The sequence below is a fragment of the Pseudoalteromonas carrageenovora IAM 12662 genome, assembly GCF_900239935.1.
Taxonomy (GTDB): domain Bacteria; phylum Pseudomonadota; class Gammaproteobacteria; order Enterobacterales; family Alteromonadaceae; genus Pseudoalteromonas; species Pseudoalteromonas carrageenovora.
Genome location: NZ_LT965928.1, coordinates 2,518,457 through 2,536,138, shown reverse-complemented (window position 1 = coordinate 2,536,138; position 17,682 = coordinate 2,518,457). Strand labels below are relative to the sequence as shown.

The window sequence follows — 17,682 nt, the reverse complement described above, 5'->3', positions numbered from 1 at the left end:
GGGCCTAATTATTATTTGTTATTAAGCGTAGTATATTGTTAAGGCGTTCCTTTAATCTGTAAAAAAATGTAGTAAGTGTAAGCAGACTAAAATCTACTGCACTTTAATTTTATCGATTAATATACTGCTTAGGTAAAACTGCATCATAGGTGTTAATGCGCTTACTTCTGTTCTATTACACGGGCCGCTTAATTTAGTAAGACTCGATAACTTAGAAAGAGTTTTGTACTGGGGTATCTGTATATCTTTTCCAAGCCTTGCTATACGTGCTTCATCAGTATTTTGCTGATGGATAAACGAAGCAATTTCAAGCTCATTAGTAATCTTTTGCTCTTCACTAAAACTATAAACTAATGGCTCACGATGAAAACTTGCACTGTCTATTGATGATTTAGCAAACCATACAACATCACCCGACGCTTTGTGTGTTAGTCGCATGCTAACTTGGGCAAATATTGCAGCGCACTGCTGAGTTGGGTATTGCTGAGCAACTTTTGTATAAATAGGAAATGGGTTTTCAGGTTGCTTTATAGCGTATTTAGTATCGTCAGTGAATGTTAAGTCTAACTGCTGGATAGTAAGTGTGTAGTCGCTATTATTTTTAGTTGTAACTTTTAATTGTTTGTCGTTAAGTGCTTGGCTAATTTGTGATAAAAGCTTATCGGTTACACTTGCTTTGTCGGTAATAATTTTAACTGTTTGGTTTCTTAGCACCTTGTGTGCAGGTAGCTGAACAGACTTAACTTTTGGCGAAGCATGCTCGGTGGTGTACTCAAGTTGATAGGTTTGACTTTTTAATGTTGGCTTTACTGGCATAGCCAAAGGTTCGGCCGGTTGCTGAGTAAGAGCACAACCAGTTGATAATAAAATAAAAAGTGATACAACTAAAAAACGCATAAGTACAAAACACTCACTAAAAGCCAAATATTCGTCGTATTGTACGTTAGTCGAAACAAAACTTCATGATATTATCTACGCAGATGTAGTTAAAAAGATAAAAATTGTAAAAAATGAAGTATCTCAACCCTTTATTATATTGCCTATCTGCTTTGTGTTTACTGTTTAGTGCTGTGAGTTTTTCAGCAAAAGCAGATCCTAATTGGGATGCATTTGTAAAAAAGTATGGTCGCTACGCACAAAAAAAATTAAAGAACAAAGGCATACCTGGTGCCGCTCTTTCTATCGTTAATATAAATAATGCTGATTATATTCATACTATGGGCGTTACAAAAATACGTAATGGCCAAAAGGTTAATAAACACACTCGATTTAGACTTGCGTCAGTGTCTAAAACATTTGCAGGTTCCTTATCGGCTAAGCTTGCAAATGAGGGGCTGCTTGAATTAGACAAACCAGTAAGTGACTATTTAAGTGATTTTAAAAATACCGTTTATAAAGACGATTTAAAGGTGTTCCATTTACTTAGTCATTCTAGTGGGTTAGTGCCAAATGCTTACGATAACTTAATTGAATCTCGAATGGATTACCCCGATATCGTACAAAAACTGCTTACGGTAAAGCCTATTTGTAAACCTGGAGAGTGCTACGGCTATCAAAATGTCATGTTTAGTCTCATTGATGATGTGATATTACAAAGCACTCATAAAAATTATGCACAGTGGTTAAGAGAAGCTATTTTCGACCCTTTAAAAATGAGTGATGCAAGCTTAGGTTTTGAAGCTATGGTTGAAGATAAAAACTTTGCATTACCGCACATCAGAGGGACAAAGCGTTGGTATAGCGCCAAGCTTAAAAAAAACTATTATAAGGTTGGTCCCGCAGCAGGTGTAAACGCCAGCGCTAGCGACATGGCTATTTGGTTAAAAGCACAGCTAGGCTCATACCCAGATGTATTATCTTTAGACGCTCTTGCAAAACAAACTCGCCCTTATACTTATACAAAAAAAGAAAGATATCGCCGAGTATGGAAAAAACACGTAAATAATGCGTATTATGGGTTGGGCTGGCGGGTTTACGATTACGCAAAAGAAACGCTTTATTATCATAGTGGTTGGGTACAGGGCTACAGAAGTGATGTAGTTGTATTCCCTCATTTGAATATTGGTTTTAGCTTAATAGTTAATGCTGAAACAGGGGTGATTAACGAGCTAACTACTGAGTTTATTGACCGAGTGCTTGAATATAAACGAGATGAAAAAATATGAAATATAAAATTATTTTACTTACGGGTGTAATTTCTTTAGTTACCTTATTTAATAGCTCCTTAGTGTTTGCAGTACCTGATGAAATATATTTATTTCGTCATAGTGAAAAGTTAGCAGGCAAAAACCCAGAGCTTTCTGATACCGGAAAATTACGCGCTAGTCACTTGGTCACTTTATTCAAAAAATATAAAAAGATTCAGATATACAGTAGTAAATACAAACGGACTCTTCAAAGCGCAGCTCCATTGAGTGAGTATTTTAATGAGAAAATTAGTACTTACGATGCAGGAGAGTTACCTGCTTTTAAAAAAGAACTGCTTAAACTTAACGGGGTAGTGGTTGTTATGGGGCACAGCAATACAACACCGCAATTAGCGACGCTGCTTTCGGATAAAAAAGTAACACCGATGAATGAGAGTGAATTTTCACGTTATTTTTTATTAAGTACAAATGCTAATAAAAATAAGACGGGATATTCTGTCGTAGAGCACAAAATGATCTTTTAAATAGTATTAGTTAAATAATAAAAAACCAGCATTAAGCTGGTTTTTTTAATTAAACGTACTAAATCCTTTAAATAGGATTGATTAGTTACGCGGTAATTGGATCTTTTTCTCAACACTTTGGCGATAAAGCACAATAGTGTGACCAATCGTTTGTAGTTTAGTCGCGCCAGTTTCACGAATAATAGCATCAAAAATTAGGGCTTTAGTTTCGCGATCGTCAGTGGGTACTTTCACTTTGATTAATTCGTGAATTTCTAATGCACTTTGAATTTCAACTACTACGCCTTCGGTTAAACCGTTAGAACCTAGTAAAACTACAGGCTTGAGGCTATGTGCCTGACCTTTTAAAAACTGCTTTTGTTTGTTTGATAATGTCATGTTTATACAAATTTTGCTGAATATGGCTTGAATTAAGGGTATTCTAACGCCATCTAAAGAATATTACTAATTAGTTGCGTGTTAATTTATGACAAATAAAAAACAGTCAGCCAGTTCACAGCGTTGGCTGAAAGAACATTTTGATGATAAATATGTTCAAGAAGCGCAAAAAAAAGGCTGGCGTTCTAGAGCGGTTTTTAAATTAGATGAAGTACAGAATAGAGATAAGTTACTTCGCCCTGGTATGACAGTGGTTGACTTAGGGGCTGCTCCTGGGAGTTGGTCACAATATTTGGCTGATAAAGTAGGTGACAAAGGACAGGTTGTAGCGTGTGACATATTACCTATGGACTCACTTGCGGGTGTTGACTTTTTACAAGGCGACTTTCGTGAAGAGGCTGTATTAAATGCATTGTTAAAACGCATTGATGGTAAAAATGTTGATGTGGTACTCTCTGACATGGCACCTAATATGAGTGGCAATAACTCTGTAGATCAAGCAGGTAGCATGTACTTAGTGGAACTTGCACTAGATATGTGTAACCAAGTTTTAAAGAAAAATGGCGCATTTATTGTTAAAGTTTTCCAAGGAGAAGGCTTTGATCAATACTTGCAGGATGTACGTAATAGTTTTAAAGCAGTGAAAATACGCAAACCTGATGCCTCACGTGCCCGTTCTCGGGAAGTATATATAGTAGCGACTGGATACAAACTGTAGTACAGTTGCTTGGCGTTTAGTTGAATTTAAATTAATTGGATACAAGAGGTTAACCCCTTGAGCGATATGGCGAAAAATTTAATACTATGGCTGGTAATTGCAGTTGTGCTGATGTCAGTCTTTCAGAGCTTTAATGGTGGCGATCAAGTTGATCGTCAAACAAGTTACACTCAATTTGTAAAAGATGTACGTAGTGGCTCTTTACAAGAAGTTATTATTGACCGTGGTACAGGAAATATTACGGGCACTAAAAGCAGTGGCGAACGTTTTCAAACAACAATGCCAATGTACGATGAAGACTTAATTAATGATTTGCTTAAAAATGATGTAAATGTGAAAGGTGTTCAACCTGAAGAACAATCATTTTTAGCAAGTATATTTATTTCTTGGTTCCCGATGATACTGCTCATTGGTGTATGGATATTCTTCATGCGTCAAATGCAAGGCGGTGGCGGTAAAGGTGCGATGTCGTTCGGTAAGAGCAAAGCGCGCTTAATGAGCGAAGATCAAATTAAAACAACCTTTGCTGATGTTGCCGGTTGTGATGAAGCAAAAGAAGACGTTACCGAATTGGTAGACTTTTTACGCGACCCATCTAAATTCCAAAAGCTAGGCGGCAGTATACCTAAGGGTGTACTCATGGTTGGTCCTCCTGGTACAGGTAAAACGTTGCTAGCGAAAGCGGTGGCAGGTGAAGCAAAAGTACCATTTTTCACAATTTCAGGTTCTGACTTTGTAGAAATGTTTGTAGGTGTTGGTGCATCACGTGTTCGTGACATGTTTGAACAAGCTAAAAAAGCAGCCCCTTGCATTATCTTTATAGATGAAATTGATGCCGTTGGTCGCAAACGTGGCGCAGGTATGGGCGGCGGTAATGATGAACGCGAGCAAACATTAAACCAAATGCTAGTAGAGATGGATGGTTTTGGTGGTAATGAAGGCATAATTGTTATTGCTGCGACTAACCGCCCAGACGTACTTGATCCTGCATTACTTCGCCCGGGTCGTTTTGACCGCCAAGTAGAAGTAGGTTTACCAGATATTCGCGGCCGTGAACAAATACTTAAAGTTCACATGCGTAAAGTACCATTAGGCGACAACGTAGAAGCGGCTGTTATTGCTCGTGGTACACCTGGTTTTTCAGGTGCTGATTTAGCAAACTTAGTAAATGAAGCTGCTCTTTATGCTGCACGTGGTAATAAACGTGTTGTTAATATGGCTGAGTTTGACGCTGCTAAAGATAAAATCATGATGGGCGCAGAGCGTAAGACCATGGTGATGAGCGAGCAAGAAAAAGAAATGACGGCTTACCACGAAGCAGGCCATGCAATTGTTGGCCGTATGGTGCCAGAGCATGACCCTGTTTATAAAGTATCTATTATTCCACGTGGTCGCGCGCTAGGTGTAACAATGTACTTACCAGAGCAAGATCGTGTTAGCCATTCTAAAGAGCTTTTAGAGTCTATGATTTCAAGCCTTTATGGTGGCCGTATTGCTGAAGCACTTATTTATGGTGCTGACAAAGTAACAACCGGTGCAAGTAACGATATTGAGCGCGCAACTGATATTGCACGTAAAATGGTTACACATTGGGGTTTAAGTGAAAAACTTGGACCGTTACTTTACGCTGAAGATCAGAACGAGATGTATATGGGTGGCGGCGGAAGTCGTGCATCGAGCATGTCGGATGATACGGCTAAAGTAATTGATGCTGAGGTACGCTTGTTCTCAGATCGTAACTATCAACGAGCAGAAGATATATTAAAAGAAAATATCGATATTCTTCACTCAATGAAAGATGCACTGATGAAATATGAAACAATCGATGCTAAACAAATTGATGATTTAATGGCACGTCAGCCAGTTCGTGAACCTCGCGATGCACATGACCGTCATGAAGCTAAGCCTGAAAAAGCCCAAGCACCTCAAGAGCCGGTTATTGAAGAAACTCAAAAACCAGATGATTCATCAAAAAAAGATGAAACAAACCTTGATGACAAAGCTGAATAATCGTTAAAATAGTTATGAAAGCCCCGTACTTCGGGGCTTTTTTGTATCAACTATTTAGAAATAAGAATAAAAGGTTGGCAATGACTAACGAATTAAAGCTTCCAAGAGGCCGTAAGCTCAGCCTAGAAACTCCAGTGATTATGGGAATATTAAATGTTACACCAGATTCTTTTTCTGATGGTGGGCAGTTTATAGACCCCGTTGCAGCACTCAATCAAGCTATGCAGTTGTTAAATGATGGCGCGCAAATAATTGATATAGGCGGTGAATCTACCCGTCCTGGTGCCCCTGATGTATCTCTTGAAGATGAGCTTGCGCGCGTCATTCCCGCAATTAAAGTCATTCGTGAGCACAGTGACTGTATTATTTCTATAGACACAAGTAAGGCAATGGTAATGGAGCAAGCTTTACTAGCCGGGGCCGACATTATAAATGATGTAAGAGCACTTCAAGGCGAGGGCGCATTAGAGGTTGTAGCAAAACACAGCGATGTGGCTATTTGTCTGATGCACATGCAAGGCCAGCCTCGTAGTATGCAATCAGCCCCTCATTACGATGATTTATTTTCAGAGATAAACACTTTTTTTACTCAGCGTATTAACGCATGTGAAACAGCTGGGATTAAGCGAGAGCAGCTTATTCTTGACCCTGGATTCGGATTTGGAAAAACATTGAGCCATAATTATCAAATATTGGCTCAGTTTAATGACTTTAATCAATTTGGCTTACCCTTACTTGCTGGTTTATCGCGTAAGTCGATGATAGGTAATTTATTAAATAGAGACACTAGTGAGCGCCTTGCAGGTAGCTTAGCCGGTGCATTAATAGCAGCGCAAAATGGCGCAAAAATTATTCGTGTACACGATGTAAAAGAAACCGCAGATGTACTTGGTGTATATCAAGCATGCGATAAAGGAATTACACAATGAAAGAAAGAAAATATTTTGGCACTGACGGCGTACGTGGTTTAGTAGGTACAGCTCCCATAAACCCTGAATTTGCAATGAAATTAGGTTGGGCTGCAGGGCGAGTATTATCACAAAGCGGCACAAAGAAAGTAATTATAGGTAAGGATACCCGTATTTCTGGCTATATGCTTGAAACCGCACTAGAAGCAGGCCTTATTGCTGCAGGTATTGATGTAGTATTGCTCGGCCCAATGCCAACTCCCGCAGTTGCATATTTAGCACAAACATTTAGAGCTGAGGCGGGCATTGTTATTAGTGCTTCGCATAACCCTTATTACGATAATGGTATTAAGTTTTTTAATGGTCAAGGCTTAAAACTTGATGATGCTGTTGAGCTTGAAATAGAAGCGATGCTTGACGAGCAGATGACCTGTGTTGCATCTGACAAGCTTGGTAAAGCATCACGCTTAGTTAGCGCTGATGGGCGTTATATTGAATTTTGTAAAAGCCAGTTTCCTCAAGGTCTTTCACTAGAGGGGCTTAAAATTGTTTTAGATTGCGCAAATGGCGCAACCTATCATATTGCACCTTCAGTAATGCGAGAGCTTGGTGCTGAGGTTATTACTCATGCTTGTGAACCTAATGGGGTTAATATTAATCACGAATGTGGTGCAACGCATGTAGATACATTAAAACGTAAAGTACTAGAGCACAAAGCCGATGTGGGCATTGCCTATGATGGTGATGGCGATCGTGTAATGATGGTCGATCATAATGGCCGTGTATTTGACGGTGATGACTTAGTTTATATTATAGCGTGCCAAGCCGCAGATGATCATATGCTGGGCGGTGGAGTAGTTGGTACCGTTATGTCTAATATGGGCCTTGAAAATGCCTTAAAAGCTAAAGGTATAGACTTTGCGCGCAGCAAAGTGGGCGACCGTTATGTTATGGAAGTGCTCCAACAAAAAGGCTGGAAAATTGGCGGGGAGAGCTCAGGCCATGTTTTAAATTTAGACTTAATTAGTACCGGCGATGGTATTATTTCAAGCCTTCAAGTACTTGCCGCTATGGTTGCGCAAAATCGAACATTACAAGATTTAGGTGCCGGTTTTACCAAGTACCCAATGAAAATGATCAATGTACGTTATACACCCGGTACCGATCCTACAAAAGCAAGCGAAGTACTCGATGCGGTGGCAGAAGTTGAAAAAACTTTAGGTGATAAAGGGCGTGTTTTACTTCGTAAATCAGGTACCGAGCCAGTAGTTCGTGTTATGGTTGAAGCTGAACAAGAAAAAATAGTATTAGACAGCGCTAAAAGAATTGCAGCGGTTGTCGAATCTATGAGCAAACAAACTGATTGATAACAATAACCTCTTGTAACTTTGGGCGAGAAAAGTTAATATCTCGCCCGCTTTCTAATATGGAGTGGAAAAATGGCAACACGCAAGGCGATGGTCGCGGGCAACTGGAAAATGAACGGCTCTTTAGAGCTAGTTAAACAAATGTCTGATGCTATTAACAATGTACAATCACAAGAGATGGACATTGTTTTATTTCCTCCTTTCCCTCTAATATCAGCAATGATTGCAAGTGGAGTTGTAACTGGGACACAAACTGTTTCAGAAAATACGCCAGGTGCTTTTACTGGTGAGGTAGATGCTCAGCTTGTTAAAGACTTAGGTGCACAATATGTACTTGTAGGTCATTCAGAGCGCCGTAGTATTTATAACGAGAGTAATGCAACCGTAGCTGATAAATTTGCTAGAGCACAAGAGGTAGATTTAACACCTATCTTGTGTATTGGTGAAAGTGAAAGCGAGCAAGAAAACGGTCAAACCGAACAAGTAGTTGCTGCACAAATTGATGCAGTAATTGAAAAATTAGGTGTAGCAGCACTGAAAGATTCTGTGATAGCATACGAGCCCGTTTGGGCCATAGGCGCAGGTAAGACTGCATCGCCGGAGCAGGCACAAGCTGTTCATAAATTTATCCGCGATAAAATTGCATCACTAGATAGCGATTTAGCACAAGGGCTTACCATCTTATATGGTGGTAGCGTTAACGAAAAAAATAGCGAATTATTATTTGCGCAAACAGATATAGATGGCGGCCTAATTGGCGGAGCTAGTCTTAAAGCAGATTCATTTACTGCAATCTGTAACAGTGCAAAAAGGACCGTATAAGATGTACGAAATTTTATTAGTAGTTTATTTAGTTGTAGCTTTAGCTTTAGTTGGTATGGTTTTAATCCAACAGGGTAAAGGCGCTGACATGGGCTCATCATTTGGTGCTGGTGCTTCTGGCACTGTTTTTGGCTCATCAGGTGCAGGCAACTTCATGACTAAAACAACAACCAGCTTAGCAACAGTCTTTTTTGTATTAAGCATTGTTTTAGGTAATCTTACTGCAGGTCAAATTAAAAAGACTGACGAGTGGGAAAACCTTGAGGCAGCACCTGCAGCAGAAACTGTATTACCTGCTGAAGAAGATGTGCCAGTTTCAGCTACTAAAGAGCAAAGCTCTGACGTGCCTAACTAATTTTAGTTTAAAACTAACGTTAAACGATTTATAAACCTCAAATAAGTCATTAAGTTTAACACTAAAGCGAAAGCTTAAAATGCGGATGTGGTGGAATTGGTAGACACGCTACCTTGAGGGGGTAGTGCTTTCGGGCGTGGGGGTTCAAGTCCCCCCATCCGCACCAAATTATAGAAACCAGTAACAGTAATGTTACTGGTTTTTTTATGCCTGTAATTTGTGTTGAGTGTTATTTGAACTGCTGTTTTTTTATGGAGCAATTAGTTATTTAAATTTTTGAATTATTTGTAAAAAAAACTAGAAATATTACAAATTTAGTTAACACTTATGAGTAATAAGCCGATAATAGATCTAGACAATAAAATAAGGTATTCACAATGGCTTCAGGCTTCTCTTTTCAAAATCTCAGCATAAGTAAAAAAATACATGCGATTACGAGTATTGCTGTCGTTGCATTTTTAATGATTGTTTTGATCAACTATTTTGCTATGAATGATAATAGAATTGCACTTGATGAAATGGAAAAATCATCCTATCAAGTTGTTAAGTTGACATCAGCTAACGTTGGCATTTTAGAGAAGCTAGACGAACTTTATACTCAAGCGGTAACATTTGGTGAGCAGGATTTAGTGGAAAAAGCGTCCGATACATATAACCAACTTGAATTAAATATTATCGCGATAGAAAAAATAAATGCGTCTTATATTCATAGTGACACTAAAGAGCAACTCGCAAATTATGAAAAAATATCGGCGACCATTGCAAATGGTATGGTAAATGGGACAGCCGATTTTAGTAAAATTCAGCAACAAGCACAGAGAAAAACAGCGCTTTACAATGATGTCCTTGAAAAGTTTAAGGCAGCACAAGTAAAAGCAGATGATCGCTTTTTTGAACTTGTTGCAAGCACAAAGGACCGCTCTGATTACGCGCTTACATTAATGTTAGTTGTTTCTATTGTATCGCTTATGTTACTGCTCTTTATGGCTATTTGGATAGCGAAACGAATTGCTTCTTCAGCGAGTGATGCGGCAAATAATTTAAGCCTGTTAGCAAGCGGTAAAGGCTCTCTAAGCACTAAGTTGACAGTTAACTCTGAAGATGAAATAGGCCAAGTATCTATAAACTTTAACTCTTTTATCGGTATATTGAAAAAAACGGTATTAGAAATAATAGCTGTTTGCGAACCATTAATGGAAAATTCTACTCGTTTAGTGCAGGGGATGGAACAAGCGGAGCGTGCAACGACTAAGCAAACCACAGATGCTGAAATTGTGAAGCAATCGATGGAAGAGATGAAGCAGAGTGTTGGAGATATTTCTCAATCAGCTGCAAGTGCTTCTCATGCCGCGCAAACGGCAGAGAAAGAAGTGGAGCAGAGTCGAACTCAAGTGCAAACATCAGTAACCGCTTCTCGCACGTTGAGTGATGAGATTAATCACGCTGCTACAACTATTAATAAATTAGCAGACGATACAAAAAATGTGTCGCAAATATTAAATGTTATTACATCAATAGCCGAGCAAACAAATTTACTTGCACTTAATGCTGCTATTGAGGCTGCTCGTGCTGGTGAGCATGGCCGAGGCTTTGCAGTTGTTGCTGATGAAGTTAGAGAGCTTGCATCGCGTACTGCTCATTCAACAAATGAGATCCGAGAGCTGTTGACTACTTTAACTGAAGCGGCCAACGAATCAGTTACTGCAATGACAACTGCAAGAGATATGGCTACCGATAATGCAACTGCAGCTGAGAAAACAGGTATTTCTATAGAGAAAATCGCTGAGCAAATGTTAGAAATCAATGGAATGAATTCACAAATTGCTGCTGCCACAGAAGAACAAACGTCAGTTGCTGCTATGGTTGTAGAAAATGTTACAAATATGCATGTATCATTTGAAGATACAATGGATTCGCTGACCGCTGTTAGGGATGTAGCTAAAAACCTTCATTATCTCTCGGATAACCTGCTAGATGCTACTGCTAAATTTAAAATAGAATAAGCAAAGCGTAATAATAAAAAAACCACCTAATTGGTGGTTTTTTTATAACATATTAGTAGCATTTAAAAAGTAGCTACCACTTTAACCTTATCTGTAGCTTTGCTACTATCAATATAACCGATAGAGTCTGCATTAGCGGCTACAAAGTCTATAACAGCTTGATCTGTATCCAACTTTTCAGGCGGTGTGCCCTTACCTGTAAAAACAAGTTTTGACCAGTAGGCGTTTAATTGGCTACTCGATTTTCCAACCACTTTAGAATTGAATTCATCAGCAATAGCTGTACCGTTTTGAGTTGCTGGATTAACCTTATTACCGTTATCAAAAGACTTAGTTTTTCCTAAGTAAATCTTCTTTATAGTGTCTGTATCTAGTGCATTTGCATTACTAGGGTTTACTATCACTGCAACTTCAGCGAAAGCGCCGAAAGAACATACCGAAAGTGCACTAACTAGAATTAATTTTTTCATATTCCGCTCCAATTAAAATACTAAGTCAACACCAACGGCTACTATATCCGTTTCAGTGTTAGTGACGTCATCATCAAATCGGCTAAAGTCAATTTTAAATGCAGCTGAAGGGTGGAAGTCGTAGCGCGCTCCAATAGTGACTACGTTGCTCTCTGCACGCATGCTATCAAGGGCAAAGTTCACAGTCGTATTTAATAATGGAATTGATTCAAGTGTATTAAAACGTGATGAATCATGTTCATCATCATTTTTTTCATAGGTGAGGTGAACGATAACATCATCTATACGGTAGCCTGCAGAGGCATAGTATTGCGATTGTTCAGCCAAAATACTTCCCTCGACTTCAAATTGAGTATATTCAGCATCAAATAAGAAGTTTTCATAATCAACAGAGAAGCCAATTCCAAAAAAGGTTGTTTCGTCTTCGTCAGTGATAAGATCATTTGCTGTGCTAGTTAAACCGCTCGTATTGAGTACATCAATAAGTCCAATTAAGTCGCTGTCATCAGATGAAATGCTAGTGTCGGCCATAATATATGCAGCTCGCGCACTGAACCAGTCGTATGATAAGCTCCAGTTTATACCACCTAAATTATTTAATTCAGCAGGTAAGCTATCTCCAAATACATCTATATCGCCATCAAAGGCGCCATAAAAGCCTTGTAAAGTAGAGTCCCAATCTCCTAATTGATTGTTATAAACGACACTTAATCCTTCATAAGTCGAGAATGGGATACCATAGACTGATCTTGGTGGACGTACCCAGCGGTAAGCATAGCCAACGTCTAAGAAGTCTGAGTATTTATAAAAAGGGACGCGCATTTTACCAGCGCTAAATTGCAGTTCATCGCTGTATTCATAAGTAACATATGCCCATTCGAATGTTGCGTCAAAGTCATCCTCTCCACGCGCAATAATTTGAGCCGTAGCGGTTAGCTTTTCTTGAAGATCAGCAGATAGTTGTAAAGCAAACTTACTCTCATTTTTAAATGAGATATCGTCATCATATCCGTATAAGGTCTGATCACTGTCTAAACTTTTACCACCGACAATAGATGCAAAACCATTAATACGCACCTCAGCGCTTGCATAACTTGTTGCAAGTACAGCACATACAGCTACTGCTACAGATAGCTTTTTCATATGTATTTCCTATTTGTTATTTAGATGTTGATTTCATGAGGATTATAGAAGTGATAATGTTTTTTATCTAATAAATTTAGCAAGTTAGTAAAAATAAATTTAGTTGCGACGATCGTAGGTTTTTAACATGAGTGTTGTAAGTGGCGGCAAAGAACGGAACAGTATGATTTTATTAGAATAAATTTTAAACCTAATTATTAAGGCTTTCTTATAATAACGGGAACTATAAAACTAAAATTTATCTATACATTATTTGATAGAGAGGCTAAAACAAACATTTTAGGTAATTATCAAGGCTATGATCAAATTGGCCCAATTACATTTTAATTATTAATTTTATTTAAGTTTTTTTGACACCAAAGTAATGCTTGCTGTTTATTTTTAACAGCAATTTTTTGGTAAACTTTATGTAAATGCACACGAACGGTAGCTTCACTTATAAATAAAGTGTCTGCAATGGCACTTGAATGCAAACCAGAGAAAAGTAAATTTAGAACTTTAATTTCTTTACATGTTAAGTTATTTGATTGCAGTGTAGTTTGTTGTTCACTGGCAAGCATTTGTCTCATCCACCCATCAGTGACGGCACGAGGAAACCATAATTTACCTTGTTCAATCGCTTCTAGTCCTTGAGTAAAAAGCTCTTCTTCGGTGCCTTCATAAAATAAACCTTTTAAATTAGGCCATTCCTTTAATGCTAATACATCACCGTCTTTAGGGACGTCAAAAATCGCTAACCCTTGATGGCCATTTTGCTGCATAAATTGATTAATCAGCTCGTAATTAGTTATGACATTTAAGGCTTGATAATTAACAAGTAAAACATTGTAGTGAGCGGCAACACAAAAAAGGGAAGTATAATTTGGGTTTTTAAAACATTGAATATGTTTATCTGTTGTATTTGCAATATTCATAATTTTCTATCCATAGACTGCATTTTAGTACTATATTCTTATTGTTAGTTAATTTCAATGATGAGCCTGTGCCTTTTTGTATTTTTTTTATACATATTAGTACATTTATAATAGGTTGTTTTATAAGCGATTTTAAAATTAAATGATAGGGATTCTTTTTATTTACAAGAGGTTATTTGTTTTATTTAATTTTTTAATATCTGTCTCAGCTAAAGATAATTTATTTTAAGCGAATAGTATTTGCTAAAACTTTATAATATTTTCAATTAATTTAAAAAAACATACATTTGTTCACAATATTGTCATATAATGTCCCTCCAGAGGAAAGGTGCTATCACGCATCTTTTTTTATGCCTAAAATTTATATTTTCTTAATATAAATGCATAACAAATTACACGGTATCCTTTGGAGAATATTTTGAAACTACGCACACTCTCACAGTTAAGCCTAGCAATTGTTGCTGCACTATCTACCTCAGTAAATGCTGAAGAAGCTAAAACAACAGCAAAACAAGACGCGTTTGAAAAAATCGAAGTTACAGCTCGTAAACGTACAGAGAGCTTATTTGAATCTCCAACCGCTATCACATCAATTGGGGCGAACCTTATTGATAAAGCCAATATGAGTAACCTTGAAGATATTGGTAAATATGTTCCAAACTTAAATATCACCCGCTATGGCGTTGGTAATGCAGCACATGCGTCTGTATTTATTCGTGGTATTGGTCTGCAGGATCATATTATCACTACTGATCCAGGTGTAGGCGTTTATTTAGATGGCGTTTATTTAGGTCGTCAAATGGGCTCAAACTTATCACTTCCTAATGTTGAGCGTGTTGAGGTTCTACGTGGCCCACAAGGTACGCTATATGGTCGTAACACATTAGGTGGCGCGGTAAATGTAATTACTAAGCAACCGGGTGACGAAGGTATTGTTACTACTTCGGCAAAAATTGGTAGCCGCGGGCGTATTGCCGGCGATGTTTATTTTAATAACTCACTAAACGATGAACTAAGCATGTCAGCTAGTGCATCATACAAAACACGTGATGGTGTTGGTGAAGCTGTTAATTTAGCAAATCCCGAGAAAGAAATTGGTGAGGAAGAAGAATTTAGTGGTCGTGTTGCCCTTAAGTGGCAAGCGAATAGCGATTTAGCATTTACTTTCTCTCTCGATGGTGTTGATAACGAGTCGGGTCAATCGCCTTACACGATAGAATTAACTGAGCCGCTAGATGCAAACGATGTATTCAATGGTGACTTTCCACTACTTACACAAGACATGATCCCGTCAGACCCTGATGATTTGGGTACTACTGTTGCTGGTATTGAGTCTACATCTTATTCAGGTTGGGGGTCGTCATTTACTGCTGATTGGGCAATTAATGACACATATACAGCTAAGTTTATTTCAAGCTACCGTACTTCTGAATATGAAGGCGGTCTAGATGATGATGCCTCACCACTTAATTTATCTGAGTTTCCAGAAGAGGGCGGAGCTGACCAATACTCGTTTGAAATTCAACTCAATGCTACTTACGATAATATGGATTTTGTATCAGGCCTTTATTTCTTTAATGAAGATGGATTTACGCGTTCAGGACCATTTGTATTTAGCCCGTTCAATACGCCTAATGGATTATTAAACGATGGTGTAACTCCTTCGTTTGGTGGCTATGGCGACTTTGAAATTAACCAAGAAACTAATTCATACGCAGTTTATTTTAATACTAGTTACGATTTGACTGATGATTTAAGTATTGGTGGCGGCCTTCGCTACTCAAAAGATGAAAAAGATGCAGACGCTATCTTCCCAACATTTGCAGAGCGTAAATATGTAAGTGCTGAATTTGACGCTGTAACGTGGGATGTTAATGCATCTTACCAAATCAGTAATAACATGAATGTGTATGGTCAAATACAAAAAGGATATCAGACAGGTGGTTTCCCTCCTCGCCCATTTGGTGGACCAGATCAGTTTGTATCATTTGATGAAACTAAAGCGGTTAACTACGAGATGGGCTTAAAAGGCCAAGTACATGAAAATGTATCTATGATGCTAGCGGTATTTGTAACTGACTACACCGACTTAGCACTGCCATTTTCAGATCCTACAGCAGGTGGTGGCTTCGTAACAATTGTAGAAAATGCAGGCCAGTCTAAAGCACAAGGTATTGAGCTTGAAACAACGGTTGCAATAACAGACGACTTTACCATTCGCAGTGCCGTTGGTTACTTAGACTCTGAAATTACAGAGGTCGATGCAGGCGTTCAAGGGATTGGTAAAGGTGACTCACCAGCACTTACACCTCGTTGGACTGTCATGATTGCACCTTCTTACTTTATGGATTTAGACAGCGGTGCAACAGTTGCGTTTAACGCTAACTATTCATATCGTAGCGATATGCAAGGACAGTCGGTTTACAACGAAAGTGAGACTATAGACTCACGTGAGTTAGTTGGTTTTAATGTATCTTACACGAACCCTTACGGCGACATGGAAGTTACGATATACGGTGAAAACGTATTGAACGAAGTTTACGATGTAGGTCGCTTACAACAATCTGGTTTTGTTGGTGTTATGCGCAGTAATGACCGTAGTGAGTTTGGCTTAAAATTCAAAAAAGATTTTGAGTTATAAGCTAAAATATTTTTAAAAAGTATGTAACTTACGAATACGACTATTTTATTTTGTAATATAGGCCGAATCAGCTTTTGATTCGGCCTTTTTAGTTTGTGTATAGGCTAAATTGTTCGTTACAATAGCGCCTCTTAATTGCAAACGAGTCCTCAGATGAAAATTCTTGCCGATCAAAATATGCCTCTAGTTGAACAGTACTTTGCAGACTTTGGTGAGGTTGAACGCTTTGATGGCCGCAAATTAACACCAGAACAATTAATTGATGTAGATGTACTACTCACTCGTTCTGTCACAAAAGTAGATACTGCGCTTTTAGCGTGTGCTAATAAGCTGAGCTTTGTTGGTACAGCAACCATTGGCGTAGATCATATAGACACTCATTTACTAAGCGATAAAAACATTGCATTTAGTAGTGCCCCAGGTTGCAATGCTATCGCTGTTGCTGAATATGTAATCAGTAGTTTATATGCTTTAACTCAAGAAAATGCACAGCCACTTAGCGGTAAAACAATAGGTATTGTAGGCGTTGGTAATATAGGCAGCTGTCTAGCTGATAAACTAAAAGCGCTAAACGTTAATGTTTTACTATGTGATCCAATAAAACATGAGCAAGGCTTATTAAAAGAGCACATAGAACTTGATGAGTTATTGGCTAAAAGCGATGTTGTTACTTTACATGTTCCGCTAATCAAAACTGGTAAACATAAAACGCTTCATTTAATAGATCAAACACGTTTAAAAGCACTTAAACCTGGGTTAATTTTAATTAATGCTTGTAGAGGTGAAGTTATTGATAATCGAGCATTACTAAAAGTAATGGAGCAAGGTGCAGACCTAGATTTAGTGTTAGATGTATGGGAAAACGAACCAGACATATTAACACCGTTGCTTGATCATGTTCGCTATGCCAGTGTACATATTGCGGGGCACACTCTTGAAGGGAAAGCCCGAGGTACGCAAATGTTATATCAAGCATTATGCGAACTAAAAAATGTTAAGGGCGTTAAATCACTCAATGATTTTCTACCTGAGCCTGTAATTACTCAAGCAACTTTACAACCGAGCTTTGAAGACGAAGACATAGCACGTTTAGTACACTTAATTTACGATGTTCGCCGCGATGACGGCATTTTACTTCGTCACTTAGCTAAAGATGGGTTTGATAGCCTACGCAAAAACTATCCAGTAAGGCGCGAGTTCAGTACGTTAGAAGTGCAAGCAGCACCAGATCTAATGGCAAAGTTGAATCAGCTAGGCTTTACAACAGCAAACTAATTTAATC

The 17,682-nt window shown here is 38.3% G+C and carries 16 protein-coding genes and 1 tRNA gene; 12 read left to right on the top strand and 5 right to left on the bottom strand.

Annotated elements, in window-relative coordinates:
* Window positions 1-93: 93 nt before the first annotated feature.
* Window positions 94-897, bottom strand: a complete 804-nt coding sequence (locus tag ALFOR1_RS11455; protein WP_058548441.1) for a hypothetical protein — start codon at window positions 895-897, stop codon at window positions 94-96.
* Between the two features lie 113 nt (window positions 898-1,010).
* Here ALFOR1_RS11455 and ALFOR1_RS11450 point away from each other — a divergent pair, with 113 nt between their 5' ends.
* Together ALFOR1_RS11450 and ALFOR1_RS11445 are read left to right on the top strand one after the other, a co-directional pair.
* Window positions 1,011-2,165, top strand: coding sequence for a serine hydrolase domain-containing protein (locus ALFOR1_RS11450; RefSeq protein ID WP_104643051.1), 1,155 nt, complete (start codon window positions 1,011-1,013; stop codon window positions 2,163-2,165).
* On the top strand, window positions 2,162-2,671 hold the full coding sequence (locus tag ALFOR1_RS11445; RefSeq protein WP_058548439.1) for a histidine phosphatase family protein: 510 nt from the start codon (window positions 2,162-2,164) through the stop codon (window positions 2,669-2,671). Before ALFOR1_RS11450 ends, ALFOR1_RS11445 begins: the two co-directional genes overlap by 4 nt.
* An 81-nt stretch (window positions 2,672-2,752) precedes the next feature.
* Here the strand turns inward: ALFOR1_RS11445 and yhbY are convergent, their stop codons facing one another.
* A complete protein-coding gene (gene yhbY / locus ALFOR1_RS11440) occupies window positions 2,753-3,049 on the bottom strand; it encodes a ribosome assembly RNA-binding protein YhbY (RefSeq protein ID WP_058548438.1) in 297 nt (98 codons plus the stop codon).
* Between the two features lie 88 nt (window positions 3,050-3,137).
* On the opposite strand from yhbY, the gene rlmE reads away from it, so the two are divergent.
* The 8 genes from rlmE to ALFOR1_RS11400 all read left to right on the top strand — a co-directional run bounded on the left by rlmE (window position 3,138) and on the right by ALFOR1_RS11400 (window position 11,232).
* A complete protein-coding gene (rlmE, locus tag ALFOR1_RS11435; RefSeq protein ID WP_104643050.1) occupies window positions 3,138-3,767 on the top strand; it encodes a 23S rRNA (uridine(2552)-2'-O)-methyltransferase RlmE in 630 nt (209 codons plus the stop codon).
* 66 nt (window positions 3,768-3,833) lie between these two features.
* Window positions 3,834-5,777, top strand: coding sequence for an ATP-dependent zinc metalloprotease FtsH (gene ftsH / locus ALFOR1_RS11430; protein ID WP_058548721.1), 1,944 nt, complete (start codon window positions 3,834-3,836; stop codon window positions 5,775-5,777).
* A gap of 80 nt (window positions 5,778-5,857) precedes the next feature.
* The gene (folP, locus tag ALFOR1_RS11425) at window positions 5,858-6,706 is read left to right on the top strand and encodes a dihydropteroate synthase (RefSeq protein WP_104643049.1); all 849 of its coding nucleotides are present in this window, start codon (window positions 5,858-5,860) and stop codon (window positions 6,704-6,706) included.
* On the top strand, window positions 6,703-8,052 hold the full coding sequence (glmM, locus tag ALFOR1_RS11420) for a phosphoglucosamine mutase (protein ID WP_104643048.1): 1,350 nt from the start codon (window positions 6,703-6,705) through the stop codon (window positions 8,050-8,052). The genes folP and glmM overlap by 4 nt, the downstream gene beginning before the upstream one ends.
* 72 nt (window positions 8,053-8,124) lie before the next feature.
* The gene (tpiA, locus tag ALFOR1_RS11415; protein WP_104643047.1) at window positions 8,125-8,874 is read left to right on the top strand and encodes a triose-phosphate isomerase; all 750 of its coding nucleotides are present in this window, start codon (window positions 8,125-8,127) and stop codon (window positions 8,872-8,874) included.
* Between the two features lies 1 nt (window position 8,875).
* Complete coding sequence (gene secG / locus ALFOR1_RS11410) at window positions 8,876-9,229, top strand: preprotein translocase subunit SecG (protein ID WP_058548433.1); 354 nt, start codon at window positions 8,876-8,878, stop codon at window positions 9,227-9,229.
* 81 nt (window positions 9,230-9,310) lie between these two features.
* Window positions 9,311-9,395: transfer RNA gene (locus tag ALFOR1_RS11405), tRNA-Leu, on the top strand.
* Between the two features lie 211 nt (window positions 9,396-9,606).
* Window positions 9,607-11,232 (top strand): methyl-accepting chemotaxis protein, encoded by a 1,626-nt coding sequence (locus ALFOR1_RS11400; protein ID WP_104643046.1) that lies wholly within the window; start codon window positions 9,607-9,609, stop codon window positions 11,230-11,232.
* A gap of 62 nt (window positions 11,233-11,294) precedes the next feature.
* Here ALFOR1_RS11400 and ALFOR1_RS11395 read toward each other — a convergent pair whose 3' ends face one another.
* The 3 genes from ALFOR1_RS11395 to ALFOR1_RS11385 all read right to left on the bottom strand — a co-directional run bounded on the left by ALFOR1_RS11395 (window position 11,295) and on the right by ALFOR1_RS11385 (window position 13,759).
* A complete protein-coding gene (locus ALFOR1_RS11395) occupies window positions 11,295-11,702 on the bottom strand; it encodes a type 2 periplasmic-binding domain-containing protein (protein WP_104643045.1) in 408 nt (135 codons plus the stop codon).
* Window positions 11,703-11,714: 12 nt separating this feature from the next.
* Entirely contained in the window at window positions 11,715-12,845 is a 1,131-nt protein-coding gene (locus tag ALFOR1_RS11390; RefSeq protein WP_104643044.1) for a porin, read from the bottom strand.
* A 323-nt stretch (window positions 12,846-13,168) separates the two neighbouring features.
* Window positions 13,169-13,759 (bottom strand): LuxR C-terminal-related transcriptional regulator, encoded by a 591-nt coding sequence (locus ALFOR1_RS11385; RefSeq protein WP_058548429.1) that lies wholly within the window; start codon window positions 13,757-13,759, stop codon window positions 13,169-13,171.
* 418 nt (window positions 13,760-14,177) lie between these two features.
* Between ALFOR1_RS11385 and ALFOR1_RS11380 the strand changes: the two genes are divergently transcribed.
* Together ALFOR1_RS11380 and ALFOR1_RS11375 are read left to right on the top strand one after the other, a co-directional pair.
* A complete protein-coding gene (locus ALFOR1_RS11380; protein WP_104643043.1) occupies window positions 14,178-16,400 on the top strand; it encodes a TonB-dependent receptor in 2,223 nt (740 codons plus the stop codon).
* 153 nt (window positions 16,401-16,553) lie between these two features.
* Window positions 16,554-17,675 carry a 4-phosphoerythronate dehydrogenase gene (locus ALFOR1_RS11375; protein ID WP_104643042.1) on the top strand — a complete coding sequence of 374 codons (1,122 nt, stop codon included), beginning with the start codon at window positions 16,554-16,556 and terminating at the stop codon, window positions 17,673-17,675.
* Window positions 17,676-17,682 lie beyond the last annotated feature (7 nt).

Coding starts and splice junctions, on each gene's coding strand:
- ALFOR1_RS11455 (WP_058548441.1), bottom strand. CDS start 897: ATGCGTTTTTTAGTTGTATCACTTTTTATTTTATTATCAACTGGTTGT.
- ALFOR1_RS11450 (WP_104643051.1), top strand. CDS start 1,011: ATGAAGTATCTCAACCCTTTATTATATTGCCTATCTGCTTTGTGTTTA.
- ALFOR1_RS11445 (WP_058548439.1), top strand. CDS start 2,162: ATGAAATATAAAATTATTTTACTTACGGGTGTAATTTCTTTAGTTACC.
- yhbY (WP_058548438.1), bottom strand. CDS start 3,049: ATGACATTATCAAACAAACAAAAGCAGTTTTTAAAAGGTCAGGCACAT.
- rlmE (WP_104643050.1), top strand. CDS start 3,138: ATGACAAATAAAAAACAGTCAGCCAGTTCACAGCGTTGGCTGAAAGAA.
- ftsH (WP_058548721.1), top strand. CDS start 3,834: ATGGCGAAAAATTTAATACTATGGCTGGTAATTGCAGTTGTGCTGATG.
- folP (WP_104643049.1), top strand. CDS start 5,858: ATGACTAACGAATTAAAGCTTCCAAGAGGCCGTAAGCTCAGCCTAGAA.
- glmM (WP_104643048.1), top strand. CDS start 6,703: ATGAAAGAAAGAAAATATTTTGGCACTGACGGCGTACGTGGTTTAGTA.
- tpiA (WP_104643047.1), top strand. CDS start 8,125: ATGGCAACACGCAAGGCGATGGTCGCGGGCAACTGGAAAATGAACGGC.
- secG (WP_058548433.1), top strand. CDS start 8,876: ATGTACGAAATTTTATTAGTAGTTTATTTAGTTGTAGCTTTAGCTTTA.
- ALFOR1_RS11400 (WP_104643046.1), top strand. CDS start 9,607: ATGGCTTCAGGCTTCTCTTTTCAAAATCTCAGCATAAGTAAAAAAATA.
- ALFOR1_RS11395 (WP_104643045.1), bottom strand. CDS start 11,702: ATGAAAAAATTAATTCTAGTTAGTGCACTTTCGGTATGTTCTTTCGGC.
- ALFOR1_RS11390 (WP_104643044.1), bottom strand. CDS start 12,845: ATGAAAAAGCTATCTGTAGCAGTAGCTGTATGTGCTGTACTTGCAACA.
- ALFOR1_RS11385 (WP_058548429.1), bottom strand. CDS start 13,759: ATGAATATTGCAAATACAACAGATAAACATATTCAATGTTTTAAAAAC.
- ALFOR1_RS11375 (WP_104643042.1), top strand. CDS start 16,554: ATGAAAATTCTTGCCGATCAAAATATGCCTCTAGTTGAACAGTACTTT.